The sequence below is a fragment of the Amycolatopsis sp. cmx-11-32 genome (assembly GCF_047608695.1).
Lineage (GTDB): Bacteria > Actinomycetota > Actinomycetes > Mycobacteriales > Pseudonocardiaceae > Amycolatopsis.
The window spans coordinates 18257-34599 of sequence record NZ_JADNQN010000005.1; the positions used below are offsets into that span (position 1 = coordinate 18257).

General features: G+C 67.9%; 19 protein-coding genes. 10 read left to right on the forward strand and 9 right to left on the reverse strand.

Annotation, left to right across the window (positions count from 1 at the left end):
* Nucleotides 1-56 precede the first annotated feature (56 nt).
* On the reverse strand, nt 57-1133 hold the full coding sequence (gene cobT, locus ACM6LR_RS16160; protein WP_414937997.1) for a nicotinate-nucleotide--dimethylbenzimidazole phosphoribosyltransferase: 1077 nt from the start codon (nt 1131-1133) through the stop codon (nt 57-59).
* Between the two features lie 92 nt (nt 1134-1225).
* Here cobT and ACM6LR_RS16165 point away from each other — a divergent pair, with 92 nt between their 5' ends.
* Nucleotides 1226-1894 (forward strand): IspD/TarI family cytidylyltransferase, encoded by a 669-nt coding sequence (locus ACM6LR_RS16165; protein WP_414938557.1) that lies wholly within the window; start codon nt 1226-1228, stop codon nt 1892-1894.
* Here ACM6LR_RS16165 and ACM6LR_RS16170 read toward each other — a convergent pair.
* A complete protein-coding gene (locus ACM6LR_RS16170) occupies nt 1891-2295 on the reverse strand; it encodes a hypothetical protein (protein ID WP_414937998.1) in 405 nt (134 codons plus the stop codon). The two genes, ACM6LR_RS16165 and ACM6LR_RS16170, sit on opposite strands and share 4 nt — an antisense overlap.
* 170 nt (nt 2296-2465) lie before the next feature.
* Here ACM6LR_RS16170 and ACM6LR_RS16175 point away from each other — a divergent pair, with 170 nt between their 5' ends.
* Genes ACM6LR_RS16175 through ACM6LR_RS16185 form a run of 3 tightly spaced genes read left to right on the forward strand, consistent with a single transcriptional unit; the run spans nt 2466 to nt 4283 of the window.
* Nucleotides 2466-3215 carry a GntR family transcriptional regulator gene (locus ACM6LR_RS16175; protein ID WP_414937999.1) on the forward strand — a complete coding sequence of 250 codons (750 nt, stop codon included), beginning with the start codon at nt 2466-2468 and terminating at the stop codon, nt 3213-3215.
* Nucleotides 3212-4063 (forward strand): phosphoribosylaminoimidazolesuccinocarboxamide synthase, encoded by an 852-nt coding sequence (locus ACM6LR_RS16180; RefSeq protein ID WP_414938000.1) that lies wholly within the window; start codon nt 3212-3214, stop codon nt 4061-4063. Before ACM6LR_RS16175 ends, ACM6LR_RS16180 begins: the two co-directional genes overlap by 4 nt.
* Complete coding sequence (locus tag ACM6LR_RS16185) at nt 4056-4283, forward strand: hypothetical protein (RefSeq protein ID WP_414938001.1); 228 nt, start codon at nt 4056-4058, stop codon at nt 4281-4283. Before ACM6LR_RS16180 ends, ACM6LR_RS16185 begins: the two co-directional genes overlap by 8 nt.
* A gap of 76 nt (nt 4284-4359) precedes the next feature.
* On the opposite strand, the gene ACM6LR_RS16190 is transcribed toward ACM6LR_RS16185, so the two are convergent.
* Together ACM6LR_RS16190 and ACM6LR_RS16195 are read right to left on the reverse strand one after the other, a co-directional pair.
* The gene (locus tag ACM6LR_RS16190) at nt 4360-5349 is read right to left on the reverse strand and encodes an aldo/keto reductase family protein (protein WP_414944044.1); all 990 of its coding nucleotides are present in this window, start codon (nt 5347-5349) and stop codon (nt 4360-4362) included.
* Nucleotides 5350-5404: 55 nt separating this feature from the next.
* Nucleotides 5405-6061: a DUF3043 domain-containing protein gene (locus ACM6LR_RS16195; RefSeq protein WP_414938003.1), complete on the reverse strand. Its 657-nt coding sequence runs from the start codon at nt 6059-6061 to the stop codon at nt 5405-5407.
* 144 nt (nt 6062-6205) lie between these two features.
* Here ACM6LR_RS16195 and ACM6LR_RS16200 point away from each other — a divergent pair, with 144 nt between their 5' ends.
* Nucleotides 6206-6583, forward strand: a complete 378-nt coding sequence (locus ACM6LR_RS16200) for a HesB/IscA family protein (RefSeq protein WP_414938004.1) — start codon at nt 6206-6208, stop codon at nt 6581-6583.
* A 71-nt stretch (nt 6584-6654) separates the two neighbouring features.
* Here the strand turns inward: ACM6LR_RS16200 and ACM6LR_RS16205 are convergent, their stop codons facing one another.
* On the reverse strand, nt 6655-6843 hold the full coding sequence (locus tag ACM6LR_RS16205) for a hypothetical protein (RefSeq protein ID WP_414938005.1): 189 nt from the start codon (nt 6841-6843) through the stop codon (nt 6655-6657).
* Between the two features lie 142 nt (nt 6844-6985).
* Between ACM6LR_RS16205 and ACM6LR_RS16210 the strand changes: the two genes are divergently transcribed.
* Entirely contained in the window at nt 6986-7975 is a 990-nt protein-coding gene (locus ACM6LR_RS16210) for a carbohydrate kinase family protein (protein WP_414938006.1), read from the forward strand.
* Between the two features lie 164 nt (nt 7976-8139).
* Here ACM6LR_RS16210 and asnB read toward each other — a convergent pair whose 3' ends face one another.
* Nucleotides 8140-10074 (reverse strand): asparagine synthase (glutamine-hydrolyzing), encoded by a 1935-nt coding sequence (asnB, locus tag ACM6LR_RS16215; protein WP_414938007.1) that lies wholly within the window; start codon nt 10072-10074, stop codon nt 8140-8142.
* Nucleotides 10075-10269: 195 nt separating this feature from the next.
* Between asnB and ACM6LR_RS16220 the strand changes: the two genes are divergently transcribed.
* The gene (locus ACM6LR_RS16220) at nt 10270-11208 is read left to right on the forward strand and encodes a cytochrome c oxidase subunit II (RefSeq protein WP_414944045.1); all 939 of its coding nucleotides are present in this window, start codon (nt 10270-10272) and stop codon (nt 11206-11208) included.
* A 40-nt stretch (nt 11209-11248) separates the two neighbouring features.
* Nucleotides 11249-11668 carry a cytochrome c oxidase subunit 4 gene (locus ACM6LR_RS16225; RefSeq protein WP_414938009.1) on the forward strand — a complete coding sequence of 140 codons (420 nt, stop codon included), beginning with the start codon at nt 11249-11251 and terminating at the stop codon, nt 11666-11668.
* Between the two features lie 73 nt (nt 11669-11741).
* On the opposite strand, the gene ACM6LR_RS16230 is transcribed toward ACM6LR_RS16225, so the two are convergent.
* Nucleotides 11742-12656 carry a DMT family transporter gene (locus ACM6LR_RS16230; RefSeq protein ID WP_414938010.1) on the reverse strand — a complete coding sequence of 305 codons (915 nt, stop codon included), beginning with the start codon at nt 12654-12656 and terminating at the stop codon, nt 11742-11744.
* A gap of 82 nt (nt 12657-12738) precedes the next feature.
* On the opposite strand from ACM6LR_RS16230, the gene ACM6LR_RS16235 reads away from it, so the two are divergent.
* Nucleotides 12739-13701, forward strand: a complete 963-nt coding sequence (locus ACM6LR_RS16235) for a GlxA family transcriptional regulator (RefSeq protein WP_414938011.1) — start codon at nt 12739-12741, stop codon at nt 13699-13701.
* Here the strand turns inward: ACM6LR_RS16235 and ACM6LR_RS16240 are convergent.
* Complete coding sequence (locus tag ACM6LR_RS16240) at nt 13698-14093, reverse strand: cupin domain-containing protein (protein WP_414944046.1); 396 nt, start codon at nt 14091-14093, stop codon at nt 13698-13700. The genes ACM6LR_RS16235 and ACM6LR_RS16240 overlap by 4 nt on opposite strands.
* A gap of 52 nt (nt 14094-14145) precedes the next feature.
* Between ACM6LR_RS16240 and ACM6LR_RS16245 the strand changes: the two genes are divergently transcribed.
* Complete coding sequence (locus ACM6LR_RS16245) at nt 14146-15111, forward strand: helix-turn-helix domain-containing protein (RefSeq protein WP_414944047.1); 966 nt, start codon at nt 14146-14148, stop codon at nt 15109-15111.
* Nucleotides 15112-15311: 200 nt separating this feature from the next.
* Here the strand turns inward: ACM6LR_RS16245 and trpD are convergent, their stop codons facing one another.
* Complete coding sequence (gene trpD, locus ACM6LR_RS16250) at nt 15312-16343, reverse strand: anthranilate phosphoribosyltransferase (protein ID WP_414938014.1); 1032 nt, start codon at nt 16341-16343, stop codon at nt 15312-15314.

Consider the following 16343-nt stretch of genomic DNA (forward strand, 5'->3'; position numbering starts at 1 on the left):
CACCCGAGCCAACCGCAACTAGAGGACTACTTGCGGCAGGCGGGGCCCGAACAGCCTCAGGAAGCCGGGGCCTCTATCAGCGGCCCGCTCACCCCGGCCTGCTCGTGCGTCGCCATCTCCGCGAGCACGCGCGTCGCCATGAACACCAGCGGCAGCGCCGCCACCGCGCCCGTCCCCTCACCGAGGCGCACATCCAGATCCAGGATCGGGTCCAGGTCGAGGTGCTCCAGCGCCAGCGCGTGCGCGGGTTCGCCGCCACGCTGGCCCGCGGCCCACCACTGCCGCGCGCCGGGGACGAGTTCCTCGGCGACCAGCGCGGCCGCCCCGGCGACCAGGCCGTCCAGGATCACCGGCGTCTTCCGGAGTGAGGCCTGCGCGAGGAATCCCGCCATCGCGGCGATGTCGGCGCCGGCGGCGGTACGCAGCAGCGCGACCGGGTCGGCGAGCACGGTCCTCGCCCGCCGCAGCGCGTCACGGACCACAGCGGCCTTGCGCATCCAGGCGTTGTCGTCGATCCCCGAACCGCGGCCGACGACGGCCACCGGTTCGCTGCCGGTCAATGCCGCGACCAGCACCGAGGCGGGGGTGCTGTTCCCGATCCCGAGGTCGCCCGCGATGAGCAGGTCGGCCCCGCCGTCGACCTCGGCGTCGGCGATCGCGCGCCCCGCGCGCACGGCGGCACGCGCCTCGTCGTCGGTCAGCGCGTCCTCGACGTCGATCGAACCGGACCCGCGCCGTACCTTGAACTCGCCGATCGACCGCGTCGCCGGAGCGTCGCTGTCGACGGCCATGTCGACGACGCGCACGCTCGCTCCCGCCGAGGCCGCGAGCACGTTGATGGCGGCGCTGCCGGTCAGCATGCTGCCGACGAGTTGCGCGGTGACCTCGGCCGGGTACGCCGAGACGCCCTTCGCGGCGACGCCGTGGTCTCCGGCGAACACCACGACCCGCGGCCGCGTGAACGGGCGCGGCGGGGACTGGCCCTGGCAGGCCGCGACCCACACGCCCAGTTCTTCGAGCCTGCCCAGTGACCCCGCGGGTTTGATCAGCTTCGAGTGCAGGGCGATCGCCGCCGAGCGTGCGTGTTCATCAGGCTGTTCTGCTTCGGCGAACTCGAGGATTTCGTCGTCCAACGCCTTGCCCTTCGGATCGCTTTGGTGGCCGCGCCCAACCTACCGACCCGACTGTGCCAGAGTTGCCTGTGGCTCAGACGAAGGCCGCCGGGGTGGTGCTCGCGAGCGGAGCGGGTACCCGGGTCGGCGCCAAGCTCAACAAGGTCTACTTGCCGGTCGCGGGCAGGCGCGTCGTCGCGTGGTCGCTCGACGCCTTCGCCCGCGTGCCCGGTGTCGACGTGCTCGTGCTGGTCATCCGGCCGCAGGACACCGAACTCGCCGAAGAGGTGCTCGCCTCGCATCCGGGTGAGGTCGAACTCGTCCACGGCGGCGCGACGCGCCAGGGTTCGGAGCTGAACGCCTTGCGCCGCTTGACTTCCCGCATCGAGGACGGCGAGATCGACGCGGTGCTGCTGCACGACGCGGCCCGTCCGCTCGTCACCCCGGAACTGATCGCGGACGTCCTCGCCGACACGCGGCGGTACGGGGGAGCGGTGCCAGGGGTCGCGGCCGACGACATCGTGCGCGTGGACGGCGACAGCGTTTCCGGCGCGCTGCCCGGCGCGATCCGGGTGCAGACGCCGCAGGGTTTCCGCGCCGCTCCGTTGCTGGAGGCGTACGAAACGGCCGAGCGCGAAGGTTTCGTCGGCACGGACACGTCTTCGTGCATGGAAAGGTTCTCCGCGCTGCCGGTGCGGTGGGTTCCAGGCAGCGCGGAGAACCTCAAGATCACCTACCCGCACGACCTCGTTGTCGCCGAGCAGGTGATCGGCCGAGGTTAGGGATCTCCCTGGTCGGCCTTGGTCCCGTTGGCGGGCAGGATGGTGACCGGCTGGCGCGCTTCCATCGGGATCACGCAGTCCGGATGTGGTTGCAGCAACTGGATCGGCGCGGCGGCGTCGCCGGGTGGCGGGATGGTGAGCACCGCGCGCAGCGTCCAGGCGGCCGTCGAGTGGTACTGCCAGGAGACGAGCGCCGGGCGGAAGACGTCCGTGTCGGGGAGGGTCGTGACCCGGAAGGCGGTCGCCCGTTCCTCACCGCGGAGGACGAGGACGTCGGCGCAGGTGTCCCACTGGAACACCGCGGCACAGACCTCCGGTTCCTCCCGGGGACCGAAGATGTAGACAACCCACCGGCGTCTTCGAAGCTCCTCGAGCAGTTCGTCGATGCTCAGATGGTTCATCGAGCCCCCCAACGGGTTTTGGGAACTCTGCGGAGAGTAACAGGTGTACTAGAGCACCGTCCAGAATGTGTACTAGTACGTAATAATGGGGTGTGAGCAGGATCCTTGGTGCTCGCCCATTGGTGTGCTAGAACGCTTGTGCGCACCGCGCGACCTTGTGAGGAGTCACCTTGCCCGCCGTCGACCGACCTGAACCGCCGTATCTCCAGATCGCGGGAAACATTCGCGACGACATCGTTTCGGGCAGGCTCAAGGAAGGCGACGCGGTCCCGTCCGCGCGTGAGATCGCCAGAAACTGGAACGTCGCGATGGCGACGGCGATGAAGGTGCTCTCCACGCTTCGGGCCGAAGGTCTGGTCCGTGCGGTCCGCGGCGTCGGGACAGTGGTGCAGACCAGATCGCTGCACCGCTCCGCGCACGATCGGACGACCTCGATCGCGCGAACCGGCAAGGTCTATCCACCGGGCCACTACGCGAAAATCCGTGCGGCCGGGCTCGTCCCGGCACCGGAGCGGGTGGCGGGTGCGCTCGGAATCGATGAAGGCGCTCCCGCGATCCGGCGGCGGCGGACCACGTACGCGGGCGAAGACCGTCCGGTGTCGACGTCAGTCTCGTGGTTCGACGGCGCGATCGCGGCGAAGGCACCGTTGCTGTTCGAACCGGTGCGGATAGTCGAAGGCACGGTCAAATATGTGGCGGACCGGACAGGCCGGGTTCTGACGTCGACTCATTCTCAGCACGCCGCGGGGCTGGCGGGTGCCGAGGACGCGGCAGAACTCGGAGTGGCCGAGGGTTCGGCGATCTTGTTGAGCCGCAACAGGTTCCTGTCCGCGGAGGGCGACGTGCTCGAGTACGGCGAATCCGCGGCGTTGCCGAATCAGTGGATTTTCTACGAATACAACATCGAGGACGGGGCATGAAGCACATTCACGCGGGTAAGGTACGGGACCTTTACGAGGTCGACGGCGACATTCTGCTCGTCGCGTCGGATCGTGTTTCGGTCTACGACGTCTCGCTGCCGACCCCGATCCCGGACAAGGGCGCGCTGCTGAACCAGCTTTCCGCCTGGTGGTTCGAAAAGATGGCCGGCGTGGTGCCGAACCACGTGCTCTCCACGACCGACGTGCCCGTCGAATTCGCCGGCCGCGCCACGCGGTGCAAGCCGCTGAAGATGATCCAGGTCGAGTGCATCGCGCGTGGTTACCTCACCGGGCTCGGAATGCGCGAGTACCAGCGCGACGGCAAGGTGTCGGGTGTCGAACTGCCCGCCGGTCTCATCGAAGCCGACAAGCTGCCCGAGCCGATCTTCACGCCGACCACGAAGATCTCCGACACCGGCCACGACGAGTTCATGACCTTCGCCGACGTCGTGAACGACATCGGCAAGGAGACCGCGGATCGCATCCGCGACCTGACGCTCGAGGTCTATACCAAGGGCGCGGAGCACGCGGCGAAGAACGGCATCATCATCGCCGACACCAAGATCGAATTCGGGTTCGACGCCGACGGTGTGCTGACCCTCGGGGACGAGGTTCTCACATCGGACTCCTCGCGTTTCTGGCCTGCCGACGACTGGCGGCCCGGCCGCACGCAGCACGCGTTCGACAAGCAGTTCGTCCGCGACTGGTCCGCGAGCACCGGCTGGGACAAGACGCCGCCCGGCCCCGCGATCCCGGACGAGATCGTCGAAGCGACCCGCAGGCGCTACACCGAGGTCTACGAGAGGATCACTGGGAACACCTGGGTTCCCGGCGGTGGCCATGCCTGAACAGCAGGTCTACGACCCGTACCGGTTGATCGACGACGTCGAGGGCCTGCTGATCCAGCGGGGTCACCGGCCGGAGCGGCTCGACGGCCAGACGGGTGACCGGGTCGCCGGCGCGAGCAGGTTGTTGCGAGGCTTGGGAATCGACCCGCTTCGCGCGCCGGGGGACGCACTCGACCTAGACGGTCAGATCGCGTACCAGTCCCGTGTGCACGGGGATTAGACGCAAGACAACCTCAAGCAACTAGTCGACTAAATGCGGGAAAGGTGTCCGCGTTTAGTCGACTAGTTGCAGTGGATCAGGGGCTGCGGGTGAGGGTGGGGTCGGTCTCGGTGACGCCGTCGAGGGCCTCGTCTATCGCGGCGAGCAGGTCCGCGTCCAGCTTCACACCGGCCGCCTTCACGTTCTCGTGCACCTGCTCCGGCCGCGAAGCGCCGATGATCGCCGAGGCGACGTTCGGGTTCTGCAGCACCCAGGCCACGGACAGCTGGGCCAGCGTCAGGCCCGCCTTGTCCGCGATCGGCTGGAGCCGCTGGACGCGCTCGAGGACGTCGTCGTTGAGGAAGCGGGCGACCATGTTGGCGCCGCCCTTCTCGTCGGTCGCGCGGGAGCCCTCGGGCAGCGGCTGACCGGGCTTGTACTTGCCGGTGAGCACGCCCTGTGCGATCGGCGACCAGACGATCTGGCTGAGGCCTTCACGCTCGGACGCCGGGACGACCTGCGCCTCGATGACCCGCCACAGCGCGTTGTACTGCGGCTGGTTCGAGACGAGCGGCACCTGCAGCTCGCGGGCGATCGCCGCGCCCTGGGTGATCTGCTCGGCGGTCCACTCCGAGACGCCGATGTAGAGCGCCTTGCCCTGGCGGACGAGGTCGGCGAAGGCGAGGAAGGTCTCTTCGAGCGGGACGGTCCGGTCGAACCGGTGCGCCTGGTAGAGGTCGACGTAGTCGGTGCCGAGCCGCTTCAGTGAAGCGTTCGCCGACTCGATGATGTGCTTCCGGCCCAGCCCCTGGTCGTTGGGCCCCTTGGGGCCGGTCGGCCAGTAGACCTTGGTGAAGATCTCCAGGCTTTCGCGGCGCAGGCCCTGGAGCCCGCGGCCGAGCACCGATTCGGCGGCCGTGTTCGCGTAGACGTCCGCGGTGTCGAAGGTGGTGATGCCGACGTCGAGCGCGGCCTTGATGCAGGCCTGGGCCTGGTCTTCTTCCACCTGGGACCCGTGGGTGAGCCAGTTGCCGTACGAGATCTCACTGACATTGAGGCCGCTGCGGCCTAGTCGTCGAAACTCCATGGGCGCGACTCTACCCCAGTCCGTTAGCCACGCTAACGACCTGGGTTTCGCCTGCTCAGACCTTGTCGCCGGGCTTGACCCGCGGCTTGGGGACGCGCAGTTTGCGGATCTGGCTCGCGCGGATGAAGGAGTACCAGCCGATCGAAGTGCCCTTGACCGTCTCGTTCGGGAACTTCAGCCGGACCATCTTCGAGATCCGGCGTCCGCTGAGCACGCCTTCGACGATCATGCCGAGCAGCATCACGGTGCACAGCAGCGTCGCGTAGCGCTGCACGTCCGGGTACGGCACCAGCAGGGCGACGAACACCAGGATCGCGAGCGGCATGAAGAGACCGAGCAGGTTGCGCCGCGAGTCGACCAGGTCGCGGACGTACGCCTTGACCGGGCCGCGGTCACGCGGCAGCAGGTACTTGTCGTCGCCAGCCATCATCTTCTCGCGGCGTTCCTTGGCGGCGTTGCGCTGCTTCGCCTTGTACTCCGGGTCGGACTTCGCGGACTTGCGGAGTTCCTTGTTGCGCTTCATCGCCTCGCGCATGGTGGTCGGCGGGGGCGCCACCGGGCCGCGGCGCTTGGCCTCGGCCTCACGCCGCTTGGGCGTGGCCTTGCCCTTTCCGGGCGTATACGCCTTGGCCTGGACCTCGACGGCCTCGTTGTCGAGGGTGTCGGTGTCGGTCGTGGCGGAGTCTGTGGTGCTACGGCGCAGGAACCTCACCTCACCAGGGTAGTCGCGGGCGTCACGGTGCCACGCACCAGGCCGAGCGATATGTCACCATGGAGGGGAACAGATCGGGACTCCGCCGTGTTGGACCAAGGACCAAGACGAGTACCCGCAGCGAGTTCGACCAGAGGGAGAACCATGACGACCGCTGAGCAGGCAGCCGCAGCTCAGGCCGAAGCCGCCGAGGAGACCCACGGCGTCACGTTGACCGATGCCGCCGCCGTCAAGGCGAAAGCCCTGCTCGAGCAGGAGGGCCGTGACGACATGCACCTGCGCATCGCCGTCCAGCCCGGTGGGTGCGCCGGCCTGCGTTACCAGCTGTTCTTCGACGAGCGCACGCTCGACGGCGACCTGTTCCGGGACTTCGACGGGCTCCGCGTGGCCGTCGACCGGATGAGCGCGCCGTACGTTTCGCGCGCCGTGATCGACTTCGTCGACTCGATCGAGAAGCAGGGCTTCACGATCGACAACCCGGACGCGACCGGCAGCTGCGCCTGCGGCGACAGCTTCCACTGACCCGCTTCGGGCATGAAAAAGGGCCGCGAACCTCCCCGAGGTCGCGGCCCTTTTTCATGCCCGAAGCGAGATCAAACGTAGGCGTCCAGATCGGCGACCTGGGCGAGGCACCGCTCGTCCACGGTCCAGGGCGGAGCGATCTGCCGGGGCAGTGGCAGATTCTCGGCCTGGAGGGACGACGGGATGCCGGCGCAGTCGGCGATGAGTTCGCCGATCGAGTCCGGTTCGAGGTCATACGCGGAAGTGGTCACGAACGACAAGTTAATGACTCACGTTCGACTAGGACACCACTACTAACCGGTAGTGTTCATGGCCGTGCCTGAAGCAACCCATATGGGGCATGACCTGCGGGTAACTTAGCCGTCCTCGTTTTCGGCGAGGCCGACCGATCAAGGAGAACCGGTGGCAGACAGCGCCAGGATCGTAGTATCCGGCAGTATCGCAACCGACCACCTCATGCACTTCCCAGGCAGGTTCGCCGAGCAGCTCGTCGCCGAGCAGCTGCACCGCGTGTCCCTGAGCTTCCTGGCCGATGACCTCGTCGTCCGGCGGGGCGGGATCGGCGCGAACATCGCCTTCGGCCTCGGCGTGCTCGGCAAGCACCCGATCCTGGTCGGCGCGGTGGGCGCCGACTTCGCCGACTACCGCTCGTGGCTCGAGCGGCACGGCGTCGACACCACGGGCGTGCTGGTCTCCGAGGTCGCGCACACCGCCCGCTTCGTCTGCACCACCGATGAGGACCTCTGCCAGATCGCCACCTTCTACGCCGGTGCGATGGCCGAATCCCGCAACATCGAACTCGAGCCGGTCGCCGCGCACGCCGGTGAGCTGTCGCTCGTGCTGATCAGCCCGGACGACCCCGAAGGCATGGTCCGCCACGCCGAGGAGTGCCGCCAGCGCGGCTACACCTTCGCCGTCGATCCCTCACAGCAGCTGGCGAGGATGGACGGCGCGCAGGTGCGCGACTTCGTCGAGGGCGCGAAGTACCTGTTCAGCAACGACTACGAATGGGAACTGCTGCTCCAGAAGACCGGCTGGACCGAGGCCGACGTCCTCGACCGCGTCGGCATGCGGATCACGACGCTCGGGGAGAAGGGCGTCGAGATCATCGGCAAGGACGGCCTCGCGCTGCAGGTCGGTGCGGTCCCGGAGCGCGGCAAGGTCGACCCGACCGGCGTCGGCGACGGCTTCCGCGCCGGGTTCATCGCCGGTATCGACGGCGGGCTCAGCCTGGAGCGCGCGGCGCAACTGGGTTCGCTGATCGCCGTGCTGGTGCTGGAAACCGTGGGGACGCAGGAGTGGGCCTTCGATCGCGCTGACGTCCTGGGCCGTCTCAAGGAAGCCTTCGGTCCGGAGTCCGCCGAGCAGATCGCGGCGATCCTGCCGGAGTGAGCTGAAGGGGACTTTCCCCTCATGTAATGCAGCGAAGGGGCCCTTGACCGCGTGAGATGCGGTGAAGGGCCCCTTCAGCGGCGTCCGGTCAGGGCGAGTCGTGACTAGGCTGTGTCCGGCAAGTCTGGATCACGAAGCCATCGAACAGACTTACCGGACGCTGACTAGAGCTTCACCGGGTAAACGGGTTCCGGCACCTCGGGCTTGATGCGGTTCTCGACGAAGATGCCGTGCCACAGCATGAACACCAGCAGCGCCCACAGCTGACGGCTGCGGTCGAGCTGACCGGCCTTGTGCTCGTCGAGCAGGGCCAGGACGGCCTTCTTGTCGAGCAGCGCGTCGGTCTGCGAGTCCGAGATGATGCCCTTGGCCCAGTCGTACATCTCGTTGCGCAGCCAGTGCCGGATCGGCACCGGGAAGCCGAGCTTGCGCCGGTTCAGCACGTGCGCCGGGATGATCTTCGCCAGCGCCTGGCGCAGCGCGTACTTCGTGGTGCCGTGCGCGAGCTTCTGGTCGAGCGGGATGGTCGCGGCGACCTTGAACACCTCGGCGTCGAGGAACGGCACGCGCAGTTCCAGCGAGTTCGCCATGGTCACCTTGTCGGCCTTGACCAGGATGTCGCCGCGCAGCCAGGTGTAGAGGTCGACGTGCTGCATCCGCGCGACCGGGTCCCAGTCCTCGGAGATCTTGTACCAAGGAGCGGTGACGTCCTTGAAGCCGACACCTTCCTCGTACGTGCGCAGCACCTTGCGGAGCTGGTCGTCGCGGAAGTTGCGGGCGTTGCCGTAGTAGCGGTCTTCCAGCGGCAGCGCCCCGCGCCGAAGGAGGTCCTTGCCGCGGGTGCCCTCGGGGATCTTCGTGGAGACCTTGCCGATGATCTTCCGCATCCCGCCGGGGATCTTCTCGAACGGCGCCAGCGAGATCGGCTCGTTGTAGATCGTGTAACCGCAGAACAGCTCGTCGGCGCCTTCGCCGGACAGCACCGCCTTGACGTGCTTACGTGCTTCGCGGGCGATGAACCACAGCGGCACCAGTGCCGGGTCCGCCACCGGGTCGTCGAGGTACCAGACGATGAGCGGCAGCGCCTCCATCATCTCGTCCGCCGACACCGTGCGGATCACGTGCTTCACCCCGATCGCGGCGGCCGATTCCGCGGCGACGTCGACCTCGGAGTAGCCCTCGCGCTCGAAACCGGTGGTGAACGCGATCAGGTTCGGGTTGTGCTCCTTGGCCAGCGTCGCGGTCGCCGTGGAGTCGATGCCGCCGGAGAGGAACGCGCCGACCGTGACGTCCGGGTCGGAGATCATGTGCTTGCCGACAGAGTCACGCATCACGTCGGCGATGCGCTCGTACAGTTCTTCCGCCTCGGCCTGTCCGTTGACCGGCTTCGCGGTGAACTGCGGGTGGAAGTAGCGGGTGAATTCGACGTCGCCGCCGGGGACCACCCGGAACGACGTGCCGGACTCGACGCGGCGGATCCCGGTGTGCAGCGACTCGGGCTCCGGCACGTACTGCAGCACCAGATAGTGCTGCAGGGCCGTCCGGTCCAACTTGTCCTCGACGCCGAGCACACTCGAGAGCTCCAGCAAGCTCTTCTTCTCACTCGAGAAGGCGACCTTGCCGGGGCCTGCGGAGTAGAACAGCGGCTTGATGCCGAACGGGTCGCGCGCGCCGAAGACGACCTTCTCCTGGGAGTCCCAGATCATGAAGGCGAACATGCCGCGCAGCTTCTTCACCGCGTCGTCGCCGAGGTAGTGGTACGCCGCGACGATCGCCTCGCCGTCGCCCTCTGTGGTGAATTTCGCACCGTGCTCGGCGGCCAGTTCGTCACGCAGTTCGCGGTAGTTGTAGATCTCGCCGTTGAAGTTCAGCGTGTAGCGCTCGGGAGCCTCCGGCGGGCCCCAGATCAGCGGCTGGTGGGAGTGGTCGACGTCGATGAAGGCCAGCCGGTTGAAGCCGTAGACCACCTCGGCGTCGGCCCAGGTGTCGTGCTCGTCGGGGCCGCGGTGCCGCTGGCAGCGCATGGCGGCGTCGACCGCTTCACGGGCGCCTGCCGCGTCGGCTTCGGTCGAACAGATCAGTCCAAGCAGGCCGCACACGTCTAGTTCACACACCTCTTTGTTGGCCGAGCGGGGGAGAAGGGCCCAGTATGCCCGTGCGTACGTACACCCGGATGTGGTGGGGGATACGCGTGTTGTGGTCACCCCTTGGTCAGCGCGGCCCCGTAACTCGGCTAGGCTCCGCCATGTCACAAAGATCGGTCGAGGAGGCTCTGGGTGAAAGGGCAAGGCGCAGTGGGAAATCCAGAGCGCATCCCGGTTAAGCGGTCTGGTCGCGTCGCAGCGCTCGCCGCGCTGGTGATGCTGACCGCGACGGGCTGTTCCGGGGACGAGATCCTTCGCTTCGGCTGGCCGGTCGGGGTGACCCCGCAGGCGCACGACATGCGCACCCTGTGGACGTGGACGGTCGTCGCCGCGCTGGTCGTCGGTGTCATCGTCTGGGCGCTGATCTTCTGGACCGCGATCTTCCACCGCAAGAAGAAGACCGCCGACGGCGCGGAGGAGGAACTGCCCCGCCAGTTCCAGTACAACATCCCGCTGGAGCTCTTCACGGTCATCGTCCCGACGATCATGGTCTGCGTGCTGTTCTTCTTCACCGCGACCACCGAGAACCGCGTGCTCGCCGAGACGGACAAACCGGACGTCAAGGTCGACATCGTCGCGTTCCAGTGGAACTGGGAGTTCAAGTACAAGAGCGACTCCAAGAACCACGACGACCCCGAGATCACCACGGTCGGCAGCTCGACCGAGATCCCGCTGCTCGTTCTCCCGACGAACAAGACGATCCAGTACAACTTGCGGTCGGCGGACGTCATCCACTCGTTCTGGGTGCCGGAGTTCCACTTCAAGCGGGACGTCATGCCGGACCCGGAGAAGAACAACCAGGACTTCACCTTTCAGAACTCGATCGACCGGGAAGGTTCGTTCGTCGGCCGCTGCGCCGAACTGTGCGGCACCTACCACTCGGGGATGAACTTCGAGGTCAGGGCCCTGTCGCCGGACAAGTACGCGCAGTACATCCAACTCCGCGGCGCGGTGAACCCGAAGAGCGGCAAGCCGAACACGGCCTCCGAGGCACTGACGGCGATGAACTGCGGCGACCTGTGCGCGCCCTACGCCGTCACCACCACCCCGTTCAACACCGACCGCACCGCGCGGGTCGCGTCCAACTGACCCGGCTGTTCGAGCCCGAAACAGGAGTGAGGCAACGTCCATGAAGGTCGAAGGACGGATTTTCTTCCTCGTCGCGGTCTTCTCCGTCGTCGTGGCGGGTGTTTACGCGTACATGACCGGAACGATGACCCGGGACGGCGTCGAGCCGGTCGGTGTGGTGGCCCTGATCCTCACCGGTGGCCTGGCCTTCCTGGCCGGGAGCTACCTGCAGTTCGTGGCGCGGCGCATCGAGCCGCGGCCGGAGGACCGGGAAGACGCCGAGATCAGCGACGGCGCCGGTGAGCTGGGCTTCTTCAGCCCCGGCAGCTACTGGCCGATCGGTCTCGCGGCGGCCGCCGCGCTGACCGGTGTCGCGCTCGCGTTCTTCCACATCTGGCTGCTGATCATCGCGCTGGGCTTGGTGATCGTCGCCATCGGCGGGCTGGTGTTCGAGTACCACACCGGTCCGAACCACGAGTGACGCTTGAAAGCAGTGAAGACGGCGCCTTGCTCCAGGAAAAGGAGTGGGGCGCCGCTTTTGCGTGGGTCGGGACTCACGAGGCACTGTGCCGACCAGTCACCGCAGCCTCCCTCACTTCGAACTCCGATGCCCGCTTGGCCGCTCGCTTCGGCGCCAGCGCCGCCGCCAGGACGGCCAGCATTCCCACACTCTCGAGCCACGTCGGCCGGTGCCCGTAGGCGAGGATGTCCACCACTACCGCGACCACCGGATAGACGTAGGACAGCAGCGCCACCGTCGCGGTCGGTAGCTTGCCGATGCTCGCGTACATCAGGACGTACATCAGCGCGGTGTGCACGGTCCCCAGCAGAACCAGCCACAGCAGCCCCGAGGTGTCCGTGGGCAGCGGCGTGACGAGCAGCGCGGGTGCGAGCACGATCGTGCCGGTCACCAGCTGGATCGCCGCCAGGACGTGCGGGCGCAGGTGTTTGAGCTGCTTCGCGACGAACGAGGCGCCGGCGTAGAGCGCGGCCGCGCCGAGGGCGAGCGCGATTCCCGCCAGTCGCACGGGTTCGCCGTCGGCACCGTGCGCGGACAGCGAGATGAGCGTCACCCCGCCGAACGCGATCAGCGCCCGGACCAGCTGGCTCTTCACCATCTTCTCGCCGAGGAACGCCGCGGCGAGACCGACCAGCATCAGCGGCTGCGTGTGGTAGACGACGGTGCTGACCGAGATCGACGACAGCGCGTAAGAAGCGAAGAGCAGGACCCAGTTCCCGACCAGGAACAGTCCGCCGAGGATGGCGAGCAGCAGGTCACGGCGGGTCAGCGTCCACGGGCGTAGCCAGCCGCGAGCCGCACTCCACACCAGGAGCAGCAGGCCGCCGACGAGGCTCCTCGCGAACGCCACGGCTGGTGCGTCGGCACCGCTTTCGAGGACGACGGCGCCGATCGTGCCGGACAGTGCCATCGCGGCCGTCCACTGCAGCAGGGGGTTGTTCTTGGTCATGGCGACCACTTTCGCTCTCGCGCGAAGGTCCGACCAGTGTCAGAGATGACATTGACTGCAAAACTTATGACACACTGCTCGGATGGATGTGAAGAAGGTCGCGGTGGTGCTCGCCGACCAGGTCTCGCCGTTCGAACTCGGCGTCGCGTGCGAGGTCTTCGGCACCGATCGCAGCGCCGACGGCATCGAGGGCTGGGACTTCGCGGTCTGCTCCCCAGGCGGGGAGAACGTCCTGAGCTGGTCCGGATTCGGACTCGACGGGCTGGAGAGCCTGGACTTCGCGGCGTCCGCCGACCTGCTGATCGTCCCGACCTGCGCACCGCGGAGCGCGAGCCCGCCGGAGCCGGTCCTCGAAGTCTTGCGTGTCGCGGCGAGCCGGGGCGCCTGGGTCGCGGGTTTCTGCGCGGGCGTCTTCTCACTCGGCTACGCGGGGCTTCTCGACGAGCGCAACTGCACTGTGCATTGGGTCTACGAGCAGGAATTCCGGTCGCGCTTCCCGACGGCGAAGGTCGACCCGAAGGCGTTGTACGTCGACGACGGCGGCGTCCTCACCAGTGCGGGGACCGTCGCCGCCGTCGACCTGTGCCTGCATCTGGTGCGCGAACTACGCGGTGTCGCCGCGGCCACCGCGCTGGCTCGGCGGATGGTCGCGGCGCCGCACCGGGTCGGCGGGCAAGCGCAATTCGTGCAGGCGCCGGTCCCCGAGACCGCCGCGCCGGACGACACCGTGCTCGCCGAAGCGCTCGAATGGATCGAGCGGCGGCTGGATCAGCCGTTCACCGTCGCGGAACTCGCCCGCCGCAGCGGCTTGGGGGAGCGCACGTTCCTGCGCAGGTTCTCGGCGGCCACCGGCACGACCCCGCACCGGTGGCTCACCGAACGCCGGCTCGATCGCGCCCAGTCGCTGCTCGAAGAAGGCCGTCTGTCCATTGAGGACATCGCGGTCGCCTGCGGGTACGCTTCCGCGGCTGCGCTGCGGCACCAGTTCGGCAAGCTCCGCGGAACAAGTCCGAGCGCCTATCGCAGGACGTTTTCCGTTGGCTAGAAGGAGATTTTTTGTCCGACGGTGACGGTGACATGGTCGGGCACCTCTTCGTGCCTGTCGCCGACCGAAAGGGTTCCGGTCGGTTCGAAGAGCAGTAGCGACGCACCATCCACTGAGGACGGTTTGTGATAGGTGCCGCGCGGGACGACGAACACCGAGCCGCTAGGCAGCGTCACGACCCGCTCTCCCGCCTCCTCGCGCAACGTGATGTCGAGGTTCCCGTCGAGGACGAGGAAGAACTCGTCGGTGTTCTCGTGGACGTGCCAGACGTGCTCGCCCGCGACCTTGGCGAGGCGGACGTCGTAGTCGTTGACGTTGGCGACGATCCGCGGGCTCCAGATCTCGTCGAATCCGGCCAAGGCGGTCTGGAGATCGATCGGCTGCTTGCTCATGACCCGATCCTGGCCACTGGACCCTCCGAGGGGTGAGTGCTAGGAATCGCATATGTCGCATGATTTCTCGCACGAGGTCGCCGTTCTGGTCGACGAGGGGTCCAACCCCTTCGAACTGGGCGTCGCGACCGAGCTCTTCGGCCTGCGGCGGCCGGAACTGGACCGGCCCTGGTACGGCTTCACGCTGTGCGCCGCCGAGCCGTCCGTGCGCATGCACCTGGGGATGTTCACCCTCACCGGTGTCGCCGGGCTCGAAGCCGTGGAATCCGCCGATACGGTGATCGTGCCCAATCGGCCCGATCCGGAGCACCCAGCCAGGGAACCCGTACTGACGGCCATCCGTGACGCGGCCGCGCGGGGCGCCCGGCTGGTGAGCTTCTGCACCGGCGCGTTCATTCTCGCGCAGGCGGGCGTTCTGGACGGACGGCGCGCGACGACGCACTGGAGATGGGCCGAACGGTTCCGGGCCTTGTTCCCCGAAGTGCGGCTGGAACCGGACGTCCTGTTCGTCGACGACGGCGACGTCCTGACCGCGGCGGGCAGCGCCGCCGCGCTCGATCTGGGGCTGCACCTGATCAGCCGCGACCACGGCGCCGAGATCGCCAACGCGGTGAGCAGGCGGCTGGTTTTCGCCGGGCACCGCGACGGTGGCCAGCGGCAGTTCGTCGAGCGCCCGGTGCCGTCGGTGCCGGACACCTCACTGGCGCCGGTGCTGGAATGGGCGCGCGAACGGCTGGACCGGCCGCTCACCGTCGCCGACCTCGCCGCGCGGGCGGCGGCCAGCCAGGCGACGCTGCACCGGCGGTTCCGGGCCGAACTGGGGACGACGCCGCTGGCGTGGCTCACGACGGAACGAATCGCGCTCGCGTGCCGGCTGATCGAGCGCGGGGAGCAGCGGCTGGACCGGGTGGCGCGGGCTTCGGGTTTCGGTACCGCGGCGAACCTGCGGATCCAGCTTCGGCGGGCTACGGGACTGACGCCTTCGGCTTACCGGGCGCGGTTCAGTACCGCTTCCTAGGGGCTCCCGGTGTGATGAACGGGACTTTCACTGCAGCGCGCGTGTTGCGAAAGCCACTTTCGCAACCTCCGCTGAAGCAGGTGCGCCTACGGCCGGCTCACGGGTCGCTCCCGGGGACGGTCGCTCCGCTCCCCAACGCTATGAAAGGACCGTTCCTTGCAAAATTTGCAAGGAACGGTCCTTTCATAGCACGCGCGAAGCTAAGCGAAGGCGATCCACCGGTTCAGCAGGTCGGCCGCCGCACCCGAGTCGACGGCCGAGGCCGCCCGCGCCAGGCCCGCGGCGAGGTCGTCTTCCAGCGACCCGGAAAAGCCGGTGAACGCGGCCAGCGCGGCCGCCGAGTTGAGCAGCACCGCGTCTCGCACCGGACCGGTCTTCCCGGCCATCACCTGGCGGAACACCGCGGCGTTGTACGCCGCGTCGCCGCCGCGCAGGTCCTCCGCGGTCACTCGCGGGATGCCCAGTGACGACGGGTCGAAGGTCTGCTCGGTGATCTCGCCGCCGGAGACCACCCACACCGAACTCGTGGTCGTGGTGGTGATCTCGTCGAGCCCGTCGTCGCCGCGGACGAGGAGCACGGTCATCCCGCGACGAGCGAAGACCTCGGCCAGCACGCGGGTCTTGTCCTCGTAGGCGCAGCCGATCAGCGAACTGCGCGGCTGCGCGGGGTTGGTCAGCGGGCCCAGCAGGTTGAACGTCGTCGGCACGCCGAGTTCACCGCGCGTCGGGCCGGCGTGGCGCAGGGCGGGGTGGAACTTCGGCGCGAAGCAGAAGCCGATCCCCAGTTCGTTCACGCTGCGCTGGACCATCTCCGGCGGCAGGTCGATGGTGACGCCCAGCTCCTCCAGTACGTCCGCGGCACCGGACTTCGACGACGCGCTGCGGTTGCCGTGCTTGGCCACCGGGGCGCCGGCCGCGGCCGTGACCACCGTGGCCATGGTGGAGATGTTGACCGAATTGGACCGGTCGCCGCCGGTGCCGACGATGTCCACCGACGGCCTGTCGATCGTCACCCGTTTGGCGTGCGCCAGCATGGCGTCGGCCATACCGGAGATCTCCGCCGGTGTCTCGCCCTTCGCGCGCAGCGCGACGGCGAATCCGGCGATCTGTGAGGGCGTCGCCGCCCCGCTCATGATCTGGTCCATCGCCCACGCGGTGTCCTCTTCGGAGAGGTCCGCGCGCGCGATGAGCTGGTTGAGCAGGGACGGCCAGGTCTTGGCGGCCGCGCTCAT

Coding starts and splice junctions, on each gene's coding strand:
- ACM6LR_RS16170 (WP_414937998.1), bottom strand. CDS start 2,295: ATGAACCATCTGAGCATCGACGAACTGCTCGAGGAGCTTCGAAGACGC.
- ACM6LR_RS16180 (WP_414938000.1), top strand. CDS start 3,212: ATGAAGCACATTCACGCGGGTAAGGTACGGGACCTTTACGAGGTCGAC.
- ACM6LR_RS16185 (WP_414938001.1), top strand. CDS start 4,056: ATGCCTGAACAGCAGGTCTACGACCCGTACCGGTTGATCGACGACGTC.
- ACM6LR_RS16190 (WP_414944044.1), bottom strand. CDS start 5,349: ATGGAGTTTCGACGACTAGGCCGCAGCGGCCTCAATGTCAGTGAGATC.
- ACM6LR_RS16200 (WP_414938004.1), top strand. CDS start 6,206: ATGACGACCGCTGAGCAGGCAGCCGCAGCTCAGGCCGAAGCCGCCGAG.
- ACM6LR_RS16225 (WP_414938009.1), top strand. CDS start 11,249: ATGAAGGTCGAAGGACGGATTTTCTTCCTCGTCGCGGTCTTCTCCGTC.
- ACM6LR_RS16230 (WP_414938010.1), bottom strand. CDS start 12,656: ATGACCAAGAACAACCCCCTGCTGCAGTGGACGGCCGCGATGGCACTG.
- ACM6LR_RS16235 (WP_414938011.1), top strand. CDS start 12,739: ATGGATGTGAAGAAGGTCGCGGTGGTGCTCGCCGACCAGGTCTCGCCG.
- ACM6LR_RS16240 (WP_414944046.1), bottom strand. CDS start 14,093: ATGAGCAAGCAGCCGATCGATCTCCAGACCGCCTTGGCCGGATTCGAC.
- ACM6LR_RS16245 (WP_414944047.1), top strand. CDS start 14,146: ATGTCGCATGATTTCTCGCACGAGGTCGCCGTTCTGGTCGACGAGGGG.
- trpD (WP_414938014.1), bottom strand. CDS start 16,343: ATGAGCGCGGCCGCCAAGACCTGGCCGTCCCTGCTCAACCAGCTCATC.